The organism is Streptomyces sp. NPDC046727, assembly GCF_040645635.1.
Lineage (GTDB): Bacteria > Actinomycetota > Actinomycetes > Streptomycetales > Streptomycetaceae > Streptomyces.
On the sequence record NZ_JBEYYR010000047.1, the window covers coordinates 39,834 to 59,857 of the forward strand.

Genomic DNA, 20,024 nt, shown 5'->3' on the forward strand with positions numbered 1-20,024 from the left:
TCGTTCCTCCAGCAGAACAGGCCAGCCATGTCCTTTTCCCGCAGAAACTTCTTGATCGCCACCTCTGTCGCGGCCGCCGGCTCGACGGTGCTGTCCGCGTGCAGCAGCGGTGACAGCGGCGGCAACGGCGGCACCCCGAGCGCCGGCGCCACGGAGTACACCGGCGCCAAGGTCACCGTCGGCACCGAGGCCGACTCCACCGGCCCGGCCCCGGAGATCCCCGGCGCGAAGACGGGCGGCACGATCTACGGCCTGGCCCCGGACGACTTCTCGCACCTCGACCCGCAGCGCATCTACTACGCGTACAACTCCACCGTCGCGCTGCTGCTGCACCGCTGCCTGACCGGCTACAAGATCGACGCGTCCGGCAAGCAGAAGCTGGTCGGCGACCTGGCCACCGACACCGGCAAGGCCTCCGACGACAACAAGACCTGGACCTTCACGCTGAAGGAGGGTCTGAAGTGGGAGGACGGCAGCGAGCTGACCGTCGAGGACGTCCGCCACGGCTTCGAGCGTTCCTGGGCGCCGTTCATCACCGAGGGTGCCGACTACGCCCAGCGCGCGCTGACCGGCAAGGGCGGCAAGTGGCGTGACGGGTACGAGGGCCCGTACAAGGGCAAGCACCTCGACTCGATCGTCACCGACAAGGCGAAGCGGACGATCACCTTCAAGCTGGCCGAGTCCAAGCCGGACTTCAACTTCACCCTGGCGATGCACTCCTACGCCCCCGTGCCGGTGAAGCAGGACACCAAGGAGAAGTACGACAAGAAGCCGGTCTCCTCCGGCCCGTACAAGATCAAGGCCCACACCACCGACAAGTCGATGGTGCTGATCCGGAACAAGAACTGGGACCCGAAGACCGACTCGATCCGCAACGCCTACCCGGACGGCTTCGAGTTCACCTTCGGTGTCGAGACGCTGGACTCGGTCGACCGCCTGATCGCCTCCCAGGGCAACGACGCCTACGGTGTCTCCATCTACAAGGGCGTCCCGGCCGAGCGCATCCAGAAGGTCCTCACCGACCCCGACCTGAAGAAGCGCAGCTTCAACGGCCTGCTCACCGGCAGCTACTTCTACTGGATCAACACCAAGCGCGTCACGGACCTCAAGGTCCGTCAGGCCCTCATCCACGCCTGGCCGCTGCAGCAGATCCGGCAGATCTACGGCGGCCCGTCCGCCGGTGACTTCGCGACCTCGGTCCTCAGCCCCGACATCATCGGCTACGAGAAGACCGATGTGTACAACAAGCTGAAGAAGCCGCAGGGCGACCCCGAGGCCGCGAAGAAGCTGCTGAAGGAGGCCGGCAAGGAGGGCCAGAAGATCGTCTACGCCTTCCCGAACGACCCGACCTACAACAAGACCAAGGTCGTCATCGAGAACGCGCTGAAGGCCGCCGGCTTCACCCCGGTCATCAAGCCGCTCGAGTCCACGGCGTACTACGACCAGGTCCAGCAGGTTGACAACAGCTACGACGTGATGTGGGGCGGCTGGTCCCCGGACTGGCCGACCGCCTTCACGATGATCCAGCCGCTCCTCGACGGCGACGCCATCGGCAACGGCAAGAACAACGTGTCGCAGACCAACGTCGACTGGCTGAACGAGGCCATCAAGAAGAACGCGGTCATCCCCGACCAGCAGAAGGCCGGCAAGGAGTGGGCCGCGCTGGACAAGCGGATCATGGAGGAGGTCGCTCCGCTGATCCCGGAGACGTACCAGCGTCGCTTCTACGTCTTCGGCAACAAGGTCGGTGGCGCACAGTTCGACCCGAACTTCTCCGCGACCCTGCTGTACAAGACCTTCGTCAAGGCCTGACGTACGGCCCCCTAGGCGGGGCGGCCCGGTGCCGCCCCGCCGTCTGACCCCCCTACGGCATCCGTCAGGAAATCCCAACTGCCATGTTCCGCTTCCTCGTCCGCCGGATCCTCGGCGCCGCTGTGATCCTGCTGATCATCAGCGCCCTGGTGTTCGTCCTGTTCTACGCCGCTCCGCGCGACCCCGCCCGCATCGCCTGCGGTAAGGTCTGCACCCCAGAGACCCTGGCGCTGGTGAAGAAGAACCTGGCGATCAACGACCCGCTCCCCGTGCAGTACTGGGAATGGCTCAAGGGCCTGTTCGTGGGGCGGGACTACAGCTCGTTCGGACACTGTGACGCGCCGTGCCTGGGCTTCTCGTTCCAGAGCCGCGAGCCGGTGCTGGACACCATCCTGGACCGCTTCCCCACCACGATCTCCCTCTCCCTGGGTGCTGCCGTGGTCTTCCTGCTCTTCGGTGTCGGCACCGGCATGCTGGCCGCCGTCAAGCAGGGCAAGGCGCTGGACAAGATCGCCAGCTCCGCCTCGCTGGTCGCGTCCTCGATGCAGATCTACGTCGTCGGCGTCTTCGCCACCTACCTCCTGGTCGACCAGCTGCACCTGCTGGACCGGGCCAGCTATACGCCCTTCACGGACAACCCGGCCAAGTGGTTCTCCGGCCTGCTGGTGCCGTGGCTGGTGCTGTCGCTGATCTTCACCGCCAACTACACGCGTATGACGCGCTCGCAGATGGTGGAGACACTCACCCAGGACTACGTCCGCACAGCCCGCGCCAAGGGCCTGTCCCGCCGCACGGTGTTCTTCCGGTTCGCCTGGCGCGGTGCCATGGGCCCGATCATCACCATCTTCGGCCTCGACCTCGGTGTGCTGCTCGGCGGCGCGATCATCACCGAGTCGACCTTCAGCCTCCAGGGCCTCGGCATGCTCTCGGTGAAGGCGGTCCAGAACAACGACCTGCCGGTGCTGCTCGGCGTCGTCCTGGTCGCCGCCGGCGCGATCGTCGTCTTCAACATCATCGTGGACGCCGTCTACGCCCTGATCGACCCGCGCGTGCGCCTCGCATAAGGAGAGAGACCCATGAGCACCCCCTTCCTCTCCGTGCGCGACCTCAAGGTGCACTTCTCCACCGAGGACGGCATCGTCAAGGCCGTCGACGGCCTCTCCTTCGAGCTGGAGAAGGGCAAGACCCTCGGCATCGTCGGTGAGTCCGGCTCGGGCAAGTCCGTCACCAACATGGCGATCCTCGGCCTGCACGACCCGCGCAACACCGCCCTCGACGGCGAGATCCTGCTCGACGACAAGGAGCTGATCACCGCCACCGAGAAGGAGCTGGAGCGGCTCCGCGGCAACAAGATGTCGATGATCTTCCAGGACGCGCTGGCCTCGCTGTCGCCGTACCACACCATCGGCGCGCAGATCGGCGAGACGTACCGGAAGCACACCGGCTGCTCCAAGAAGGAGGCCCGGGCCCGCGCCGTCGAGATGCTGCGCCGGGTCGGCATCCCGCAGCCGGACGTCCGCGTGGACGACTACCCGCACCAGTTCTCCGGCGGTATGCGCCAGCGCGCGATGATCGCCATGGCGCTGGTCTGCGACCCCGAGCTGCTGATCGCCGACGAGCCGACCACGGCCCTCGACGTGACGGTCCAGGCGCAGATCATGGACCTCCTGAAGGACCTCCAGCAGGAGTTCGGCACCGCGATCATCTTCATCACGCACGACCTGGGCGTCATCGCGGACATCGCGGACGACGTGCTGGTGATGTACGGCGGCCGGTGCGTGGAGCGCGGCACCAAGAAGGAGGTGCTGCAGACTCCGCAGCACCCGTACACGCTGGGTCTGCTCGGTTCGATGCCGGCGCTGGACGGGCCGGTCGACGTACCGCTGTCGCCGATCCCCGGCTCGCCGCCCTCGCTGCTCAACCCGCCGTCCGGCTGCCGCTTCCACCCCCGCTGCGCGTTCGCCGACAAGGTGTCCGGCGGTCGGTGCTCCGGCGAGCGGCCGGCGCTGGAGATCGTGGACGGGCGGGCCGCGGCCTGCCATCTGACGCCGGAGCAGAAGCGCGAGTTGTTCACCGACTACGCCGCCGCCCGCACCCACTGACGGAATCAGACGGGACTTCACCACCATGAGCAGCACCACCCCCCTCCTGGACGTCTCCGGGCTCACCAAGCACTTCCCGATCAAGGGCGGCTTCCCCATCCGGCGGACGGTCGGCGCCGTCCAGGCCGTCGACGGCCTGGACTTCCAGGTCGCCGAGGGCGAGAGCCTCGGCCTGGTCGGCGAGTCGGGCTGTGGCAAGTCGACCACCGGCCGGCTGATCACGCGCCTGCTGGAGCCGACCGGCGGCAAGGTCACCTACCGCGGCCAGGACATCACGCATGCCGGCCGCAAGGAGCTGGCGCCGATCCGCTCCGAGATCCAGATGATCTTCCAGGACCCGTACGCCTCGCTGAACCCGCGGCAGACGGTCGGCAAGATCATCTCCGGTCCGATGGAGATCAACGACATCAACCCGGCCGGGGGCCGCGAGAAGCGCGTCCGCGAGCTGCTGGAGATCGTCGGTCTCAACCCGGAGCACTTCAACCGCTTCCCGCACGAGTTCTCCGGCGGCCAGCGCCAGCGCATCGGCGTGGCCCGCGCGCTCGCCCTGGAACCGAAGCTGATCGTCGCCGACGAGCCGGTCTCGGCCCTGGACGTCTCGATCCAGGCCCAGGTCGTGAACCTGCTCCAGCAGGTGCAGCGGGACCTCGGCATCGCGTTCGTCTTCATCGCCCACGACCTGGCGATCGTGCGGCACTTCTCCCAGCGCGTCGCGGTCATGTACCTGGGTAAGATCGTCGAGATCGCCGACCGCGAGGATCTGTACGGCAACCCGCGCCACCCCTACACGCGGGCCCTGCTGTCCGCCGTGCCCGAGGCCACGGTGGACGAGGAGCCGCGGGAGCGCATCCGCCTGACCGGTGACGTGCCGTCGCCGATCAACCCGCCCTCCGGCTGCCGCTTCCGCACCCGCTGCTGGAAGGCGACCGAGAAGTGCGCGACGGAGGCACCGCCGCTGGTGCAGGCCGAGGGCAACAGGCCGGGTCACCTGACCGCCTGCCACTACCCGGAGACGGCCGACACCGTCCCCGCTCCGCGCCTCTCCAAGGACCCCGAGGCGGCGGCCTGACACACCCCTTTCCGTCAGCCGCCCCCTTGTGGAGCGGACTTTCACCGGCCCATTGACCCGAGCCCATGAACGTCCGGTCCAGGGGACGAGGGCCCGCGCCCACCCCGGCGCGGGCCTTCACTCTTTGATGCGCTGTTCCTGACACCCCGTTCAGCATCGTGTGTCAGACTGCCGCGGTGGTGGATCACGTCTTTGCCGATCTCTCGCTCGCCGCGCTGTACGACAGCCTCAACCCCTGGGGACCGGGTGACGACTTCTACCTCGGCCTGCTGCGGGAGGCCGGGTCCGTGCTGGACATCGGCTGCGGCACCGGTCAGTTACTGCGACGGGCCCGGGCCGAGGGGCATCAGGGGCGGCTGATGGGCCTCGATCCGGCCGCCGCGATGCTCGTCCAGGCGCGGCGGGCACGCCCGGACGTCGAGTGGGTCCTCGGCGACGTACGGGTCCGGCAATGGCAGCAGGACTTCGACCTCGTCGTCATGACCGGCCACGCCTTCCAGGAGCTGCTGACGGACGACGACATCCGGACCTGTCTGCACGCCGCCCGCTCGGCGCTCCGCGACGGCGGCCGTTTCGTCTTCGAGACCCGCAACCCCGCCGCCCGCGCCTGGGAACGCTGGACCCCGGACCGGGTCCACGAGATCACCACCGCCGACGGCACCCCCGTGCGGGTGTGGCACGAGGTGCAGGGCACGGGCCTGGACCACGGCCGGATCCACTTCACGGAGACCTACGCCGGCCCCGCCTGGCCCGCCCCCCGGGTCAACCACAGCGTCCTGCGCTTCCTGGACGCCGGGACGCTGGAGGGCTTCCTCGAAGAGGCCGGCCTGACGGTCGCCGAACAGTACGGGGACTGGGCGCGGGGGCCGCTCGGAGTCACCTCCCCCGAGATCATCACGGTGGCGCGGAAGGCCTAGGCGGGGCGGAGGTTCCGCACGCGGGGCGTGATGGTGATCATGCAAGTGATCGCTGGTTGACGATTGTGGTCGTGGCGTAGGTTTTGGGGACCTGCGTGCGAAGCCTTGAAGGGCCGTCATGTTCAGCACGCCCGTTCCCGCGCACCCCCTCACCTCAAGGTCCCCCACTTCGCCATGCCCTTACGCGTATCCGTCCGCCAGTTCCGCCTGCCCGTATGGCTGATCCCGTTCTGCTGGACCCTCGGTCTCGGACTGTGGGGCCTGTCCCGGCAGCGGAGTATGTGGCGGGACGAGGCCGCGACCTGGATGGCGGCCCGGCGGTCGGTCCCCGAGCTGTGGCACATGCTGGGGCAGGTCGACGCCGTGCACGGGCTCTACTACCTGCTGATGCACGCCCTGTTCTCGTGCCTCGGAGCGAGCATCACGACCCTGAGGCTGCCCTCCGTACTGGCCATGGCGGTGGCGGCGGCCTGTGTCGCGGTCGTCGGCCGCCGGCTGGGCGGTGTCCGGGCCGGCCTCGGTGCGGGCCTGGCGTTCGGGCTCCTTCCCGCTGTGCAGTTCTCGCTCCAGGACGGCCGCCCGTACGCACTCGTGGCCGCGGGCGCCGGGATCTCCACCCTGCTCCTCGTCACCGTGCTCCAGGGAGGGGGCCGTACCGTGCGCTGGGTGGCGTACGGGGGCGCCGTCCTGGTGTGCGCGCTGCTGAACTGGCTGTCGCTGCTCATCCTGCCCGCGCACCTGGTGACCCTGGTGTGGACGAAGGCCGGCCGGGCGATACGGGCGCGCTGGGCGGTGGCCGCGACGGCCGCGGTCGTCGGCGCCCTGCCGTTGATCCTGTTCAGCCGGACCCAGTCCCACCAGGTGGCCTGGATCCCGCCGCTCACCTGGCACATGGTGATCGGTCCGGCGGTGCTGCTGGTGCTCGGCGGCGCCGGGGCCCTGCTGGACCGGCCGCGGGCGGGCCGGCTGTCGGCGGCGGCCGTCGGACTGCCGCTGCTCGCGGTGCCGCAGCTCGCCCTCATCGGCATCTCCCTGGTCCACCCCCTGTACCAGAGCCGCTACGTCCTGTTCAGCATGCTGGGCCTCGCCCTGCTGATCGGCGCGGTCCTGGGGGCGGCGGTGCGAGCGGCGCGCCCTCGGTTCCCGCGCGCCTCGGCATGGATCGTTCCGCTGGCGACCGCGCTGGCGCTGGCGGCACTGTTGCCGCAGTCGCTGGCCGTGCGGTCCCCGGCCAGCCGCGTCGACGACGTCCTGGCGGTGGCCGGGGACGTCCGGAAGCTGAAGCGGGCCGGGGACGCGGTGGTCTTCCTGCCGGCGGACCGGCGCGACACCGCCCAGGTCTCCCCCGACGACTTCGCCGGCCTGCGGGACATCGCGTTGGTGCGGGATCCCGTGGAGTCCGGGACGCTGAAGGGCGAGGAGGCCGGTCCGGACCGGATACGGGCCGCGATGCTGGCTCAGCGGAGGATCCTGCTGGTCAGCGATGTACCGGAGGTGGCGCCGCGGGTGTCGGCGGACCGGGACAAGGCCAAGACCGCGGTCCTGCGGCAGTACTTCACCGCGGTGGCGGACCGGCGGGTCCGCGGCCGGCGGGTGACGGTGTACGAGCGTCGGCGCGAAGCACAGGCGGAACGCGTCCGGCCCGGGGCCGTCCTCCCGTCGGGCGGCCGGCCGGGCCGGGTCTCACGTCCGTCGCCGTAGGTCCGTCATCCTTCCCGCGCGGCCTCCGTGTCCGTCGCCGCCGCTTCCTCCAGTGCCGTCAGTGCCGGGTCCAGGACGATGTCCTCGTCGCGGGCCTCCGTGGTCGGGTCCTCCGGGAAGTGGCAGGCCGTCAGGTGGTCGGCGCGGTTGCCGGAGAGCTGGATCAGTGGGGGCTCCTCCGCCGCGCACTTGTCCTGTGCCTTCCAGCAGCGGGTGCGGAAGCGGCAGCCGGAAGGTGGGGAGATGGGGGACGGTACGTCGCCGGCGAGGCGGATGCGCTCGCGGGCGGGAGTCTCCTCCTCCGCGAGGGTCACCTCGGGGACGGCGGACAGCAGGGCGTGGGTGTAGGGGTGGCGGGGGCGGGTGTAGATGGAGTCGCGGTCGCCGACCTCGATGATCTTGCCCAGGTACATGACCGCCACGCGCTGGGAGAAGTGGCGGACCACCGCCAGGTCGTGGGCGATGAAGAGGAACGCGATGCCGAGTTCCTTCTGGACCTGCTGGAGCAGGTTGACGACCTGGGCCTGGATGGAGACGTCCAGGGCGGAGACCGGCTCGTCGGCGACGATCAGCTTCGGTTCCAGGGCGAGCGCGCGGGCCACGCCGATGCGCTGGCGCTGGCCGCCGGAGAACTCGTGCGGGAAGCGGTTGTAGTGCTCGGGGTTCAGGCCGACGATGTCGAGGAGTTCGCGGACGCGTTTCTCCCGGCCGCCCTCCGGGTTGATGCCGTTGATCTCCATGGGGCCGGAGATGATCTTGCCGACCGTCTGCCGCGGGTTCAGCGACGAGTACGGGTCCTGGAAGATCATCTGGATCTCGGAGCGGATCGGGGCGAGTTGCTTGCGGTTCGCGTGGCTGATGTCCCGGCCGCGGTAGGTGATCGTGCCGCGGGTCGGCTCCAGCAGGCGGGTGATGAGCCGGCCGGTGGTCGACTTGCCGCAGCCCGACTCGCCGACCAGGCCGAAGCTCTCCCCCGCGTGCACGGTCAGGTCGAGGCCGTCGACGGCCTGGACCGCGCCGACCGTACGGCGGATGGGGAAGCCGCCCTTGACCGGGAAGTGCTTGACCAGCCCCGAGACCTTGAGCAGCGGCTCGGGCGCCGCGTCGTCACCGGTCGCGCGGGTGGCGGGGAGGACCAGGTCCTCTTTCATGACGGTGTCCTCCTAGCCCAGCCGGGGCCTGATCTCTTCGACGAAGATGGTTCGTTTCTGCTCCGCGCTGAGATGGCACGCCGAGGAGCGGTCCGGCGCCAGCAGGGGGCGCTCGGTGACGCAGCGGTCGCCGCCGACCCGGTCCCGGAAGGTGCACCGGGGATGGAAGCGGCAGCCGGTCGGCGGGGTCAGCAGCGAGGGCGGAGTGCCCGGGATCGGGGACAGCGGGGTGCCGAGGTCGGAGTCCAGCCGCGGCATGGAGTTCAGCAGGCCCCAGGTGTACGGGTGCCGGGGGGAGCGCAGGACGTCGTCGACGGTTCCGCGTTCCACCGCCCGGCCCGCGTACATGACCATGATGTCGTCGGCCATGTCGGCGATGACACCGAGATCGTGGGTGATGAAGACGATCGCCGTGCCGAACTCCCGCTGGAGGTCCTTGAGCAGGTCCAGGATCTGCGCCTGCACGGTCACGTCCAGCGCCGTGGTCGGCTCGTCGGCGATCAGCAGGTCCGGATCGCAGACCAGCGCCATGGCGATCATCGCGCGCTGGCGCATACCGCCGGAGAACTGGTGCGGGTAGTCCCGGGCGCGCTCCTTGGGGTTGGGGATGCCGACCTTGGCGAGCATCTCCACGGCACGCTCCCAGGCGGCCCGCTTCGAGGCGCCCGTGTGCTTCATGAACGGCTCGGCGATCTGCCGGCCGATCGTGTAGAAGGGCGACAGCGCGGTGAGCGGATCCTGGAAGATCATCGCCACCCGGTTGCCGCGCAGCCGCTCCAGCTCCTTCTCGGTGGCGGTGATGAGTTCCTTGCCGTCGAGGACGATCTCGCCGTCGATCGTGGTGAACAACGGGTCGTGCAGCCCGAGGATCGTCAGGTTGGTGACCGACTTTCCCGAACCCGACTCGCCCACGATGCCGAGGGTCCTCCCGCGGTGCAGGTCGAAGGAGAGTCCGTCGACGGCCTTGACGGGGCCGTCCTCGGTGGAGAACGTCACCTGGAGATCGCGCACCGAGAGGAATCCCTCCGGCCCGGTCGGGGCCGGTGCGCCCTCGGCCTTGGTCACTGTGGTCACGATGGTTGGTTCTTCCTAGGAGAGCCGGATCAGGAGAGCCGGATGCGGGGGTCGATCCACGCGTAGGTGATGTCCGTCAGGATGTTGATGACCAGGATGAAGAAGGCACCGAACAGCATGACCCCCATCGTCAGCGGCAGGTCCTTGTTGACCGCGCCGTCCACGGCGAGCCGGCCGATCCCCTGGAGGGAGAAGGTCAGTTCGGTGACGACGGCCCCGCCCAGCATGGAGCTGACGTCGATGCCGAGCACGGTGACGATCGGGATGAGCGAGCCGCGCCAGGCGTAGCGCAGGAAGACGTACTTGCGTGACATGCCCTTGGCCCGGGCGGTGCGCACATGGTCCTCGGCGAGCTGCTCGATCATCGACGAGCGCGCCATACGGGTGTACTGCGCGGTGAAGATCGTGGCCATCACACAGACCGGGATCGACATCCCGACGAACCAGCCGACCGGGTCCTGGGTGAGGGGCACGTACTTGGGGTCCTCCATCAGGCCGGTGCTGTAGACGAGGATCGTCAGCACGATGGGGCCGAGGAAGTAGATCTGGAAGGAACTCAGCACCATGGACGCGCCGGTGGCGACCTTGTCCACCATCGTCCCGCGCCGGTAGGCGGCGAGCATGCCCGCGCCGACCCCGAGGACGAGGAAGACGATCGCACCACCCGCGGTCAGGGTGAGGGTCAGCGGGAAACGGTCCAGGATGGTGCTCCAGACCATGTCCCCCGAGTAGAACGACACGCCCAGGCAGGGGGCCGAGCAGTGGCCGGTCGGGAAGTCGCGGCCCGTCACGATGCCGGACATGAAGTCCCAGAACTGCTGGGCCAGGGGCAGGTTGAGGCCGAGGGCTTCCCGGATGTCCGCCAGCCGCTGACCCGAGCAGTCCTTGCCGCAGGCGAGGGAGGCGTAGTCGGAGGGTGCGGCCACGAACAGGAAGAACGTCGCCGCCCCGATGAGGAAGAGCGTGACGAAGGCGCCGACCGTGCGCCGGATGATGAACTGAAGCATGGCGGGCTGGCTGCTCCTCTGCGGAGACGGTGGGTGGGGTGCGCTCGGACTCGGGGGGCGCGCTCGTTGTGGAGCGCGCCCCCGTCATCGGCCGCGGGTCACGACTTCAGGTACAGCCGGGTGATGTCGACGAGGCTGGACACCGAGCCGTAGCGGGTACCGCCCACGTTGGAGCCGGAGATCTGGAACTGCTTCGTGTACCACAGCGGAGCCGCCGGGATGACGTTCTCCAGCAGGTAGTGCTGGGCTTCCTTCCAGGTCTTGGCGGCCTCGGCCGGCTGCTGGGTCAGCGCCGTCTTGATGAGGGCGTCGACCTTCGGGTCCTTGACGTGCGAGTAGTTCGAGGAGCCGTCGAAGACCTGCGAGCCGTCGTAGATCGGCGTGACGACCGTGCCCGGGGACGGCCAGTCCTGGCCCCAGCCGGTTATGTACATGTCGTACGGGTTCTTGAGCTTGCCGACCTGCTCGTAGTAGCTCGCCGCGTCGACCTCCTTGGCGACGACGTCGAAACCGACCTTGGTCAGCGCGTCCTCGATGGCGACCTTGCGCCGCTGGCCCTGCTCGCTGTTGGCGTAGGCGAAGACGACCTTCTTCTCGGCGGCCGGGACGCTCTTGAGGATCTCCTTGGCCTTGGCGATGTTGCCCTGCGGGGTCTTCAGCCGGCCGTAGGGGTCGTAGGCCGGCTCGTAGCCGGGCAGCGTCGGCGCGAAGTAGTTCGGCGCGACGTCACCGCCGTAGGCGCCGCCCTCGCCGGCGATCAGCGACTTGGAGTTGACCGCGTAGGTGACGGCCTCGCGCACCTTCTTGTCCTTGACCCGGTCGAGGTTGAAGGTCAGCGTCATGACGTACGGCTGGTAGCCCTTGACCGTGCGCTTGCTGGCGTCCGGGTTGCCCAGGACGTCCTGGATCTGGGTGGCCTCGACGCCGCCGGTGAGCTGGATGGCGTTCTTGTTGTCGCCCTCGTCCGCGATCAGGCGCTTGGTCTGGGTGGACTCGGTGACGCCGAACTGGATGTCGAAACCGTCGACGTACTGGTGGCGCACGGAGTCGGTCTTCGGGTCCCAGTTGGTGTTCTTCACCAGCTTCAGGTTCTTGCCGACCTTGTTCTCGGCGATCTTGTACGGGCCGGTGGCGACCGGCTTCTTCTCGTACTTCTCCTTGGTGTCGCCCTTCGCCGGGACGACGGCGTAGCCGGCCATGGCGAGGGTCTGCGGCAGGTCCGGACGCGGCTGGTCGAAGTGGAAGACCACCGTCTTGTCGTCCGGGGTGTCCAGGACCGAGGCCGGCAGGTGCTTGCCGTCGAAGCCGCCGCCGGGCAGGGCCTTGCGGTAGTCGGCGCCGCTCAGCCAGGTCTGCAGATAGGTCGGGCCGTCGAAGATGAACTTCGCGTACTGACGCTCGACGGTGTGCCGGATGTCGGCCGAGGTGATGGCGTTGCCGCTCTCGTCCTTGATGCCGTCCTTCAGTGTGAAGGTCCAGGTCTTGCCGCCGTCGGAGGCCTTGCCGGAGTCGGTGGCGAGGTCACCGACGACCGACACGTTGCCCTTGTCGTCCTCCTGGAACTGGGTCAGTCTGCGGAAGAGCAGGTTGGCGACCTGGCCGGCGTCGGAGACGTAGATCTGGCCGGGGTCCAGGTGGGACAGGCCCTGCTCCTGGTAGACCGTGATCGTGCCGCCGGGCTTGGCGCCGGGCACGTCCTTGGCGGGGCCGGTCGATCCCGCGGCGTCGACATAGGTGACCGCCTTCGACTGGACCGCCGCTTCCTTCTGGTCCTTCTTGGAGTCCTTGCCGGATTTGCCGCCCTCGTTCTTCGAGCAGGCCGTGAGAACCAGGGAGCCGGCCGCGAGGGCGATCACTACGGCGCGGGCTCCGCGGGCGCGATGAGACATCATGAGGCGAATCCACCTACCTGTCGGTTGTTATCCGTGAGATCTGCCGGGCGCCGGCCGGGCGGGCCGGCGGGGGCGGCAGCCACCCCCCACCCAACGGACGGTCTAGCGCCCGGACTTGGGGTCGAACGCGTCCCGTACGGAGTCCCCGAGGAGGTTGAAGCACAGGACGAAGATCACCAGCGCCACCCCGGGGAAGAACATGAAGGCCGGGTCCTGCTCGGCGTACCGGGCGCCGGCGGCGAAGAGGCGTCCCCAGTCGGGCGTGGGCTCGACGAAGCCGACGCCGGCGAAGGACAGGAAGGCGATGCTGAGGATGGTGTTGGGCAGTTGGTACGTGAACTGCACCAGGATCGGGGTGACGACGTTGGGCAGGATCTCCTTGCGCACGATCCGCCACGGCGAGGCGCCCGAGACCTTCGCCGCCTCCACGAACTCCCGTTCGCGCAGGGACAGTACGGTGGACCGCACCAGCCGGGCCATGCCCATCCAGCCCAGCAGCCACAGCACGATGAGCATGGCCAGGGCGCGGAAGTAGGTCGGCGTCGCCTCGCGCGGATCCACGAAGAACGACGTCACGACGGGCATGAAGGCGATGAAGAACAGCTGTTGCGGGAAGGAGAGGAAGAAGTCGGTGCCACGGCCGATCCAGTAGTCCGTACGACCGCCGAAGTACCCGCCGATCAGGCCGATCACGACACCGGTGACCATGATGAGGACGGTGATGCCGAGCGCCATGTACAGCGAGGTGCGCATGCCGTACAGCAGCATGGCGTAGAGGTCGCGGCCGTACTGCGGCTCGACGCCGAACCAGTGGTCGCCCGAGACTCCCCCCAAGTAGCCGAGCGGAAGCCCGAATTCATCGAGGAGGGGCTTGTCGGCGTAGGTGGGGTCCTGGCCGTACAGGGTGTACGGATCGGTGCCCGGCAGCTTCGCGAGCAGCGGTGCGAGCAGGGCGACGACGAAGTAGCCGATCACCACCACCGCGCAGATCACGCCCGTGCGGTCGCGCTTGAAGCGCAGCCACATCAGCTGGCCGGGGGACCGGCCTGCGAGTTTGACGGCCTCGCTCCTCGTCTCCGGCCCTGGTTCGCCGTCGACGACGGCCGAAGCCCCGCCGCCCTCTATGTCGATAGGACTTGTCACGGTTTGTCCGTTCACAGGTATGAGTGTGAGAGGTGCCCGCGTACTCCAAGGACGCGCGTGACCGCAGTCGGACGCGCGTAGTTGCTGGGGGTTCCCTCCTCATGACTTCACGTGTTCACCAACAAGAGAGGGTTTCCGTCTTCCCTCCGACACCCCTGACGGAGGGTCAGACACCCCCTGGTGCTCGTGAGTCGGCGCTGTCCCCACAGCGCGAGACCCATTGACCCGAGCGCTACGCGGCTAACTATCTGCCATGGGTCGACCACCGACCACTGCCCGTAGATCTCAATTCAGTCACAGCTCACGCCTACTCCTTCCAAAATCTGGACAAACTGTTCGCTGGAAGAATGCGCGAAACGGACTTGTTACATGGCTATCGGGCAGCGATCTCCGCATGTCGGACAAACGACTCCCGAAAACGGGTTGCAAAAAGCCCGGATGCCCCCACCATGGGGGGCACCCGGGCTCAACAGGCCGTGGATCAGCCGTGCTTGGCGCGGCTCGCGGCGCGGGCCCGCTCACGCTGGTCGAGGTTGACCTTGCGGATGCGAACGGCCTCCGGGGTCACCTCGACGCACTCGTCGTCGCGGCAGAACTCCAGCGACTGCTCCAGCGAGAGCTTGCGCGGCGGCACGATCGACTCGGCCACATCGGCCGTGGACGACCGCATGTTGGTGAGCTTCTTCTCCTTGGTGATGTTGACGTCCATGTCGTCGGAGCGGGAGTTCTCACCGACGATCATGCCCTCGTACACCTCGGTGCCCGGCTCCACGAAGAGCACGCCGCGCTCCTGGAGGTTCGTCATCGCGAACGCGGTGACGGCACCGGCGCGGTCGGCGACCAGGGAGCCGTTGTTGCGGGTCTGCAGCGTGCCGAACCAGGGCTCGTGGCCCTCGTGGATGGAGTGGCCGATGCCGGTGCCGCGGGTCTGGGTCAGGAACTCGGTACGGAAGCCGATGAGACCGCGCGAGGGCACCACGAACTCCATGCGGACCCAGCCCGAGCCGTGGTTGGACATGTTGTCCATCCGGCCCTTGCGGACGCCCATGAGCTGCGTGACGGCGCCCATGTGCTCCTCGGGCACGTCGATCGTCATGCGCTCGACCGGCTCGTAGACCTTGCCGTCGACTTCCTTGGTGACGACCTGGGGCTTGCCGACGGTCAGCTCGTAGCCCTCCCGGCGCATGGTCTCGACCAGGATGGCGAGCGCCAGCTCACCACGGCCCTGGACCTCCCAGGCGTCCGGACGCTCGGTCTCCAGGACGCGCAGCGAGACGTTACCGATCAGCTCGCGGTCCAGGCGGTCCTTCACCTGGCGGGCGGTGACCTTGCGGTCCTTGACGGCCGACTTCGCGTCGGCGCCCTTGCCGGTGCCGCCCCGGCCGACCAGCGGCGAGGTGTTCGTACCGATGACCATGGAGATCGCCGGCTCGTCGACCGTGATCAGCGGCAGCGGGACCGGGTTCTCGGTGTCGGCCAGGGTCTCGCCGATCATGATGTCCGGGATACCGGCGACCGCGCAGATGTCACCGGGGCCGGCCACCTCGGCGGGCTTGCGGGTGAGGGCCTCGGTCATCATCAGCTCGGAGATGCGGACGTTGCTGATGGACCCGTCGCGCTTGATCCAGGCGACGGTCTGGCCCTTGCGCAGCTCGCCCTGCTCGACGCGGAGCAGCGCGATACGGCCGAGGAAGTTGTCGGCGTCGAGGTTGGTGACGTGGGCCTGGAGCGGCGCGTCCTCGTCGTACGTCGGGGCCGGGATGTGCTCCAGGATCGTGGAGAAGAACGGCTCCAGGCTGTCGCTGTCGGCCGGGACCGTGCCGTCGTCCGGCTTGGTCAGCGAGGCGATGCCGTCACGGCCGCAGGCGTAGACGATCGGGAACTCGATCTGCTCCTCGTCCGCGTCCAGGTCGAGGAAGAGGTCGTAGGTCTCGTTGACGACCTCGTCGATGCGGGAGTCCGGGCGGTCCGTCTTGTTGATGCACAGGATGACGGGCAGGCGCTGCTGCAGCGCCTTGCGCAGCACGAAGCGGGTCTGCGGCAGCGGGCCCTCGGAGGCGTCGACGAGCAGCACGACACCGTCGACCATCGACAGACCGCGCTCGACCTCGCCGCCGAAGTCGGCGTGGCCGGGGGTGTCGATGATGTTGATCGTGATCGGGTCCCCGCCGTCCTTGGGGTGGTACTTCACCGCCGTGTTCTTGGCGAGGATCGTGATGCCCTTCTCACGCTCCAGGTCGTTCGAGTCCATGACGCGGTCGTCGACCTGGTCGAGCTGGTGGGCGGCGAAGGCACCGGCCTGCTTCAGCATGCCGTCGACGATGGTCGTCTTGCCGTGGTCGACGTGGGCGACGATGGCGACGTTGCGGATGTCGTGGCGCGTGGCCATATTGCGACGTACTCCCGGAGTGTGAGGAAGGCCCTCTAGGTACGTCCGTGTGACGCGGGCCCTGCCGGGCTTGACATGCCACGGCCTCACCCCATGTTACGTGGCCCCGAGGGAAGCGGCTTCCCCAGGGCCACGGGGTCTCAGTGACCGGACGGGCTCGCCGAGACCTTCGCCCCCTTCTTCAGGAAGCCCATGTCCTCGTAGACCGGCGTCTGGAATCCGAACGCCCCCGCGTTGACCAGGTTCTTCCGGGCCCCCATCAGCTGCGGGCGCTGGTAGAGCGGGATCGAGCCGGCGGCGGCCCAGATGCGGGAGTCGGCCTTTCTGATCAGGTCGCGTGCCTCGTCCTCGTCCAGTGTGGTCGCGGCCTCGTCGAAGAGCTGGTCGACCTGGTCCGTACCGACCCGCGTGTAGTTCTGCTCGACGTTCACCGAGCCGTCCGCCGCCGGGACCGGCTTGGCGTAGACGGGCCGGGCGTCCGTGGCCGGGAAGGCGGAGGACGGCCAGGAGTACAGGGCGAGGTCGTAGTCGCCGGCGGCGATGTGGTCCTTGAAGTAGCTCTCGTCCGAGACCTTGGTGATCGTCGTGCGGATGCCGACCTGCTCCAGCATCGCGGAGATCCGCCCGGCGACCGAGTTCAGGGTGTCCGAGCCGGGGCCGGAGGGGAGGACGAAGCGCAGTGCGAGCGGCTTGCCGTCCTTGGCGAGCGGCCCGGCCGGCGCGGCGGCCGGGGCGGCCGTGCCCTTGGGGGCGTACGCGCCGGGCGCGCCGCCGTGCTTGCCCTCCTGCGCCACGTGCTCGCGCTGGTCGCCGGTGGACTCGTGGTGCTTGCCCTTGCCGTCGTGGCCCTTCTCGTCCTCCCCGACGATGTACTCGCCGTCCTGGCCGCCGTTCGACACGTCCTCGCCGTTGCTCTCGGGGCCGGCCGCCTTCTCGCCGGCCTTCTTCTGCTCCTTGAGCGGGCCGCCGCGCACCCAGCCGGCGTCGGCGAGCAGCGCCTGCGCCTCCTGGGCGTCCTGGCTGCCGAGCGCGCCGCTGTTGTCGGCGTAGGCCATCTGCCCGGACAGGGCCAGGTGGCTGCCGACCGGGACGGCGGGCAGCCCCAGCGGGGTGAGCACCAGCCGCGCCAGCTCCTGGCGGTCCAGGGCGCGGGCGACGGCCCTGCGGACCCGTTCGTCGGCGAGGGGGCCGGCGGAGCCGTTGAGGGCGAGCTGGGTGTAGGCGGGCTCCAGGGACTTGCGGACCTCGATGTCCCGCAGCGCCTGCTGCTGCTTCAGGTACCGGGTGATGGCCTTGTGGAGCTTCTTCTGGCCCGCGTGCACCTCGTCGGAGTCGATGCCGTGCGCGAGCGCCCAGGCGCGCAGCTTCGTCACGGAGGTCCGGCCGGAGCCCTGGAGCGGGGTGCCGGTGCCCTTCTCGCGGCCGGCGAGCCCGATCCGCTGGGCGTCGGCGGGGTCGATCTCGGCGAGGTCCGCGCTGCCGTCGGCGAGGGCGACCTCGCGCGTCTCGCGCTTGACGGTGTGCAGCACGATCTCGTTGAGCTTGGCGGGCCGGCCCCACCAGCGGGGGTTGCGGGTGAGGACGACGTCCTTCTTGGCGGTGTCGACCTTCTCCACCCGGAAGGGGCCGGCGGTGACCGTGAGCTTGCGGCGGGCGCCGTCGTTGAAGGCGTCCGGGGTGCCCATGACGTCCTTCGGGTACAGCGGGGTGAACAGGGACCTCCAGTCGGCGTAGGGGCGGGAGAAGGTGACTCTGACCTGGAGGTCGTTGGCGCCGCGCTCGATCTTGGCGATGCGGTCGTAGCCGGCGTTGCGGGCCGTCCAGTAGGCGCTGTTCGTGCCGGACAGGGCGCGCCACTGGGCGGCGAAGTCGGCGGCGCCGATCTCCCGGCCGTCGCTCCAGACGGCCTGCTGGTTCAGCTTGTACAGCACGACCTGGCGCGGCTCGGTCTCGATGACCTTGGCGGACTCCAGATAGGCGGGATTGGCCACCGGGCGGCCACTGGCGTCGAGCCGGAACATCGACGGCAGCACGGCCTGGGCGACCCGGGTCGTGCCCGCGTCGGCGTCGGCCTGGAAGGCGTTCAGGGTCTCCGGTACGGCGTCCACGGCCCATCTCAGCGTTCCGCCGTCCGCGACGAGATCCCGGGCGACCGGGGCGATGTCCTGCGGGGCGAGCGGGCTGCTGACCTCCTCGTCGGCACCGCATCCGGCGATCAGCGGCGCGGCGAGCGCGCCGGCGGTGAGGAGGGTGACCTTACGCAGGACCGCGCGCGGGCCGACGCCGTGGTGGGACATCTCTGCTACCTCCGGGAAGCCACGGGCCTTATGCTCACATTTGTCGGTATGTGGAGTTGATCACATTCGGCGGTATATGGAGCTGATCAGATCTATGCGGCCACTGAAGAGGAAAGGATCCGGCAACAGCGGGCGACACGGCGACAACGGTCCGTAAGCCCACCCGTGCGGCGCAACACACCCGGCGATGCACCCGTACGCCTCGGCCAATCGCTGCACATCCCTTCACACAGGCAGGCCCGAGGCGCAACACTCCAAGGCGCATGAACGTTGCCGCCCATGGCCCGCCGGACCCGCGGAAGCGAGGGCTAGTCATGTCCGTGCACGACGACATCAACGCCGTCCAGCGCTGCCTCGACGACCTGAACCGGTCGCTGGGCCGCCTGGAACACCAGATCGGCAGCGGCGGCCTGGAGATCCGCCGGGTCCGGCTGGACGCCGATCACCTGCGCGAGAGCGTGGCACTGCTGCGGGAGGCCGCCGCCGCCCCGGACGCGCCGCGCCGGCCCGACCTCGTCACCATCTCCGACGCCCCATACGACATCAGCCTGTGGACGGACTCGGACGACGAGGGCCTGGGCGCCCGCGACCGCCGCGCCCCCTGAACCCGCTACCGACCGGAGTCCTGACTTGGCCACTGGTACGGAACCCCAACGAAGCAGCGGCGGCGTACGCTCCGGTACGCGCGCCGCCATCGCCGCACCTCATCTGAGGACCGACCGCTGGTGGCTGGCGCCCGCCGTCACCGCGGCCGGTCTGTTCGCCTTCGTCGTCTACTCGACCTGGCGGGCCTTCGCGGGCGCCTACTACTACGCGGCGCCGTACGTCTCGCCGTTCTACTCGCCCTGCCTGGCGGAGAACTGCCGGACCATGCACGCGGGCCCGAACGCCGACGTGTTCGGGAGCTGGTGGGGCATCTCCCCCGCGATCATCATCCTGGTCTTCCCGCTCGGCTTCCGGCTGACCTGCTACTACTACCGCAAGGCGTACTACCGCGCCTTCTGGGCGTCGCCGCCCGCCTGCGCGGTGGCCGAGCCGCACGCGACGTACACCGGCGAGACCCGCTTCCCGCTGATCCTGCAGAACGTCCACCGGTACTTCTTCTACTTCGCGATCCTGGTCGCCGGAGTGCTGACCTACGACACGGTCCTCGCCTTCCGCGACACCCACTACCGGTGGGGTCACATGGGCCTCGGCACCCTCGTCTTCCTGGTCAACATCGTGCTGATCTGGGCGTACACCCTGTCCTGCCACTCGTGCCGGCACATCGTCGGCGGCAAGCTCAGGCACTTCTCCCGGCACCCCGTGCGCTACAGGGCGTGGCAGTTCGTGGGGCGGCTCAACGCCCGCCACATGCAGCTGGCCTGGGCCTCGCTGCTGAGCGTGGCGTTCGCCGACTTCTACGTCTACCTCGTCGCGTCCGGGGTCTTCGCCGACCCGCGCTTCTTCTAGAGATTCCAGTGAGGGACC

General features: G+C 68.9%; 15 protein-coding genes. 8 read left to right on the forward strand and 7 right to left on the reverse strand.

Annotated elements, in window-relative coordinates:
* Positions 1-27 precede the first annotated feature (27 nt).
* The 6 genes from ABZ937_RS37830 to ABZ937_RS37855 all read left to right on the forward strand — a co-directional run bounded on the left by ABZ937_RS37830 (position 28) and on the right by ABZ937_RS37855 (position 7,601).
* A complete protein-coding gene (locus ABZ937_RS37830) occupies positions 28-1,812 on the forward strand; it encodes an ABC transporter substrate-binding protein (protein WP_361699025.1) in 1,785 nt (594 codons plus the stop codon).
* 83 nt (positions 1,813-1,895) lie between these two features.
* On the forward strand, positions 1,896-2,876 hold the full coding sequence (locus ABZ937_RS37835) for an ABC transporter permease (RefSeq protein WP_361699027.1): 981 nt from the start codon (positions 1,896-1,898) through the stop codon (positions 2,874-2,876).
* Between the two features lie 12 nt (positions 2,877-2,888).
* Positions 2,889-3,914 (forward strand): ABC transporter ATP-binding protein, encoded by a 1,026-nt coding sequence (locus tag ABZ937_RS37840; protein ID WP_361699029.1) that lies wholly within the window; start codon positions 2,889-2,891, stop codon positions 3,912-3,914.
* Positions 3,915-3,939: 25 nt separating this feature from the next.
* Complete coding sequence (locus ABZ937_RS37845) at positions 3,940-4,983, forward strand: dipeptide ABC transporter ATP-binding protein (RefSeq protein ID WP_361699031.1); 1,044 nt, start codon at positions 3,940-3,942, stop codon at positions 4,981-4,983.
* Between the two features lie 176 nt (positions 4,984-5,159).
* Positions 5,160-5,900: a class I SAM-dependent methyltransferase gene (locus ABZ937_RS37850; RefSeq protein ID WP_361699033.1), complete on the forward strand. Its 741-nt coding sequence runs from the start codon at positions 5,160-5,162 to the stop codon at positions 5,898-5,900.
* Positions 5,901-6,074: 174 nt separating this feature from the next.
* Positions 6,075-7,601 carry a glycosyltransferase family 39 protein gene (locus ABZ937_RS37855; protein WP_361699035.1) on the forward strand — a complete coding sequence of 509 codons (1,527 nt, stop codon included), beginning with the start codon at positions 6,075-6,077 and terminating at the stop codon, positions 7,599-7,601.
* Between the two features lie 5 nt (positions 7,602-7,606).
* On the opposite strand, the gene ABZ937_RS37860 is transcribed toward ABZ937_RS37855, so the two are convergent.
* The 7 genes from ABZ937_RS37860 to ABZ937_RS37890 all read right to left on the reverse strand — a co-directional run bounded on the left by ABZ937_RS37860 (position 7,607) and on the right by ABZ937_RS37890 (position 18,554).
* Positions 7,607-8,752 carry a dipeptide ABC transporter ATP-binding protein gene (locus ABZ937_RS37860; RefSeq protein ID WP_361699037.1) on the reverse strand — a complete coding sequence of 382 codons (1,146 nt, stop codon included), beginning with the start codon at positions 8,750-8,752 and terminating at the stop codon, positions 7,607-7,609.
* A gap of 12 nt (positions 8,753-8,764) precedes the next feature.
* Positions 8,765-9,826, reverse strand: coding sequence for an ABC transporter ATP-binding protein (locus ABZ937_RS37865; RefSeq protein WP_361699039.1), 1,062 nt, complete (start codon positions 9,824-9,826; stop codon positions 8,765-8,767).
* A 29-nt stretch (positions 9,827-9,855) separates the two neighbouring features.
* Positions 9,856-10,833, reverse strand: coding sequence for an ABC transporter permease (locus ABZ937_RS37870; RefSeq protein ID WP_361699041.1), 978 nt, complete (start codon positions 10,831-10,833; stop codon positions 9,856-9,858).
* Between the two features lie 98 nt (positions 10,834-10,931).
* Positions 10,932-12,725, reverse strand: a complete 1,794-nt coding sequence (locus tag ABZ937_RS37875) for an ABC transporter substrate-binding protein (RefSeq protein WP_361699043.1) — start codon at positions 12,723-12,725, stop codon at positions 10,932-10,934.
* Between the two features lie 102 nt (positions 12,726-12,827).
* Positions 12,828-13,868 (reverse strand): ABC transporter permease, encoded by a 1,041-nt coding sequence (locus ABZ937_RS37880; RefSeq protein ID WP_361699045.1) that lies wholly within the window; start codon positions 13,866-13,868, stop codon positions 12,828-12,830.
* 481 nt (positions 13,869-14,349) lie between these two features.
* Positions 14,350-16,257, reverse strand: coding sequence for a translational GTPase TypA (gene typA, locus ABZ937_RS37885; RefSeq protein WP_361699047.1), 1,908 nt, complete (start codon positions 16,255-16,257; stop codon positions 14,350-14,352).
* 140 nt (positions 16,258-16,397) lie between these two features.
* Complete coding sequence (locus ABZ937_RS37890) at positions 16,398-18,554, reverse strand: ABC transporter family substrate-binding protein (RefSeq protein ID WP_361699049.1); 2,157 nt, start codon at positions 18,552-18,554, stop codon at positions 16,398-16,400.
* Between the two features lie 314 nt (positions 18,555-18,868).
* Here ABZ937_RS37890 and ABZ937_RS37895 point away from each other — a divergent pair, with 314 nt between their 5' ends.
* Positions 18,869-19,159, forward strand: a complete 291-nt coding sequence (locus ABZ937_RS37895) for a hypothetical protein (RefSeq protein ID WP_361699051.1) — start codon at positions 18,869-18,871, stop codon at positions 19,157-19,159.
* Positions 19,160-19,184: 25 nt separating this feature from the next.
* Positions 19,185-20,006, forward strand: coding sequence for a hypothetical protein (locus ABZ937_RS37900; protein WP_361699053.1), 822 nt, complete (start codon positions 19,185-19,187; stop codon positions 20,004-20,006).
* Positions 20,007-20,024 lie beyond the last annotated feature (18 nt).